The organism is Pseudonocardia pini (assembly GCF_013870575.1).
GTDB classification, from domain to species: Bacteria; Actinomycetota; Actinomycetes; order Mycobacteriales; family Pseudonocardiaceae; genus Pseudonocardia; species Pseudonocardia pini.
The window spans coordinates 1-3011 of record NZ_JACBXB010000689.1 but is presented as its reverse complement, the minus strand read 5'-3'; the positions used below and the strand labels follow the sequence as shown (position 1 = coordinate 3011).

The 3011-nt window shown below is 71.7% G+C and carries 5 protein-coding genes; 4 read left to right on the top strand and 1 reads right to left on the bottom strand.

Annotation, left to right across the window (positions count from 1 at the left end; genetic code table 11):
• On the top strand, positions 1–599 hold a 599-nt coding region (locus H5J29_RS27230), incomplete at its 5' end, for a pyridoxal-phosphate dependent enzyme (RefSeq protein WP_181783854.1).
• Here the strand turns inward: H5J29_RS27230 and greA are convergent.
• Complete coding sequence (gene greA, locus H5J29_RS27225; protein ID WP_181783853.1) at positions 589–1077, bottom strand: transcription elongation factor GreA; 489 nt, start codon at positions 1075–1077, stop codon at positions 589–591. The two genes, H5J29_RS27230 and greA, sit on opposite strands and share 11 nt — an antisense overlap.
• 310 nt (positions 1078–1387) lie before the next feature.
• Between greA and mca the strand changes: the two genes are divergently transcribed.
• From mca to H5J29_RS27210, 3 genes are all read left to right on the top strand, one after another.
• On the top strand, positions 1388–2290 hold the full coding sequence (gene mca, locus H5J29_RS27220; protein ID WP_246394354.1) for a mycothiol conjugate amidase Mca: 903 nt from the start codon (positions 1388–1390) through the stop codon (positions 2288–2290).
• 10 nt (positions 2291–2300) lie between these two features.
• Complete coding sequence (locus H5J29_RS27215; protein WP_181783852.1) at positions 2301–2549, top strand: hypothetical protein; 249 nt, start codon at positions 2301–2303, stop codon at positions 2547–2549.
• A 20-nt stretch (positions 2550–2569) separates the two neighbouring features.
• The coding region (locus H5J29_RS27210) for a thioredoxin domain-containing protein (RefSeq protein ID WP_181783851.1) at positions 2570–3011 on the top strand (442 nt) is incomplete at its 3' end.

Here is a 3011-nt window from a genome sequence, read left to right as displayed (position 1 = left end):
TCGAGGCAGGCGGGCCCCGGGCCCTCGCCTCGATGCGCACGATCGCCGACGGGATCGCCGTCGGCCGTCCCGGCGACGTCACCTACCGGCAGGTCGAGGCCCTGGTCGACGAGTTCGTGACCGTGGGCGAGGACGCCCTGTCCCGCGCCCTGTTGTTCAGCCTGGAACGGTCGAAGATGCTGGTCGAGCCCGCGGGCGCGGCCCCCGTCGCCGCCCTGCTCGACGATCCCGGCCGCTTCGCGCCGCCGGTGGTCGCCGTGCTGTCCGGCGGCAACGTGGACCCGCTGGTCCTGCTGCACGTGATCCAGAACGGCATGGCCGCGACCGCCCGCTACCTGTCGCTGCAGGTGCGGGTGGGGGACCGACCGGGTGCGCTGGCCGCCCTGCTCACCCGGGTGGGCGAGCTGGGCGCCAACGTGATCGACGTGGAGCACACCCGGATCAGCGCGACCGTCCCGATGGGGGAGGTCGACGTGGCGCTGAGCCTGGAGATGCGCGGCCCCGAGCACTGCCGCGCCCTGGTCGCGACCCTGCGGGAGGCCGGCCACCGCGTGACGGTGACCGGCGTGCCGGACGGGGACCCCAGAGCTAGGGCGTGAAGGGCTCGATGTCGAGCAGCGTGACCTTCATCGAACCGCCGTTGGGCAGCTCGTACTGGCGCTCCTCGCCCTTCTTGGCGCCGAGCAGCGCGGCGCCGAGCGGCGAGTTCGGCGAGATCACCTGCAGACCACCGGCGCTGCCCTCCTCGCGGGAGCCGAGCAGCATCTTCTCGGTGTCCGGGTCGTCCTCGTACTTCACGGTGAGGACGGTGCCGGGTGCGGCCTCGTCCGCGCTGGTGGGCGAGGTGCCGACCTGGGCGGTGCGCAGCAGCTCCTGGAGCTGGCGGATCCGGGCCTCCTGCTGGCCCTGCTCCTCGCGGGCGGCGTGGTAGCCGCCGTTCTCCTTCAGGTCGCCCTCCTCGCGGCGGGCGTTGATCTCGGCAGCGATGACGGGACGGTTCGCGATGAGGTCGTCCAGCTCCGACTTGAGCCGGTCGAAGGCATCCTGGGTGAGCCAGGTCACCTGAGTCTCCGTCACGGTCATCACTCCTCCAGCGATCCGGGCACCGCACCGCGCGGGCCGGGCACCCGGCCTCGGGCACGGGTACGTTCGGGGTTCCGACAGACCCCGGGTAAGGAAAAACACGACCCGCTTGCGAGCCGTGTGCGGAAGACCTTAGCACGGGGCCGACCGCTCGTCGCGGTCCATCGACGAACGGACGAGGCCCCGGAAGAGTTCCCGAGCCCGAGGTTTCTGCTGGTCGGGGGCTTCGGGGAAGGTCGCGGGCCGATGTGGCGTTGGGCTCCGTGGAGAGCACACCGTCCGCCCCTTCTGCAAGGATTCGACCATGACCTCTCGCGAGTCCATCCGCGAGCCGCTGCGGCTCATGACCGTGCACGCCCACCCGGACGACGAGTCGAGCAAGGGTGCGGCGAGCTCGGCCCGGTACGTGGCCGAGGGTGTCGAGGTGATGGTCGTGACGTGCACCGGCGGCGAGGCGGGCAGCATCCTCAACCCCGCCATGGACCGGCCCGAGGTGCTCGAGAACATGTCCGAGATCCGGAAGCAGGAGATGGCCCGGGCGGCCGAGATCCTCGGCGTCCAGCACCGCTGGCTGGGCTTCGTGGACTCCGGGCTCCCGGAGGGCGACCCGAAGCCGCCGCTGCCCGAGGGCTGTTTCGCGCTCGTCCCGCTCGAGGAGTCCACCGAGCGGCTCGTGCGGGTGATCCGCGAGTTCCGCCCGCACGTGCTCGTCACCTACGACGAGAACGGCGGCTACCCCCACCCCGACCACATCCGCACCCACGAGGTGTCGATGGCGGCGTTCGACGCGGCGGCGGACCCGGACCGTTTCCCCGAGGCGGGCGAGCCGTGGCAGGTCCTCAAGCTCTACTACTCGCACGGGTTCTCCAAGGCCCGGATCCTGGCGTTCGACGAGGCCCTCAAGGCCCGCGGGATGGAGTCCCCGTACGGCGAGTGGATCGCGAACTGGGCCGAGCGGGCGGACCCCGGCGAGCGCGTGACGACCCGGGTCGAGTGCGCGGACTGGTTCGACAAGCGGGACGACGCGCTGCGCGCCCACGCCACCCAGATCGACCCCACCAGCCGCTGGTTCTTCACCCCGTTGGAGATGCAGGCGGAGATCTGGCCGTGGGAGGAGTACGAGCTGGTCCGTTCGCTCGTGCCCAGCCCCACCCCGGAGGACGACCTGTTCGCGGGCCTGCGCGAACCCGCCCTGCGCGCCGGGTAACCTCGTGGTCATGCTGGTCGAGCTGGTTCCCCTGGGTGACACGGTGGCGACCGTGCTGGCCCAGAACCCCGAGCCGCCGGCGAACCAGGGCGAGGAGTTCGGCAAGGCCTCGCCGGTCGCGCTCATCGTGATCCTGCTGCTCGCGGTGGCGACCATCGCGTTGATCGTCTCGATGAGCAGGCGGATCCGGCGGCTGCCCGAGTCCTTCGACGACGAGCAGGGCGAGCAGGCGGAGGCGCCCGAGCAGCGGAATCCCTGACCCGCTGACAGGCTGGCCGCATGCCCAACCGGCTCGCGAAGGCCACCAGCCCGTACCTGCTGCAGCACGCCGACAACCCCATCGACTGGTGGGAGTGGTCGGAGGCGGCGTTCGCCGAGGCCCGCCGCCGGGACGTGCCGATCCTGCTGTCCGTGGGGTACGCGGCGTGCCACTGGTGTCACGTCATGGCGCACGAGTCCTTCGCCGACGCCGAGACCGCCGCACAGGTGAACACGGACTTCGTGGCGATCAAGGTGGACCGCGAGGAGCGTCCGGACGTCGACGCCGTCTACATGGCCGCCGTCCAGGCCATGACCGGCCAGGGCGGGTGGCCGATGACCTGCTTCCTCACCCCGGCGGCCGAGCCCTTCCACTGCGGCACCTACTACCCGCCCACCCCGCGGCACGGGCTGCCCGGGTTCCGGCAGCTGCTCAGCGCCGTGACCACGGCCTGGACGGACG

Bases quoted from the DNA above. Each gene is read 5' to 3' on its own strand.
- mca (WP_246394354.1), top strand. From the start codon at position 1,388: ATGACCTCTCGCGAGTCCATCCGCGAGCCGCTGCGGCTCATGACCGTG.
- H5J29_RS27215 (WP_181783852.1), top strand. From the start codon at position 2,301: ATGCTGGTCGAGCTGGTTCCCCTGGGTGACACGGTGGCGACCGTGCTG.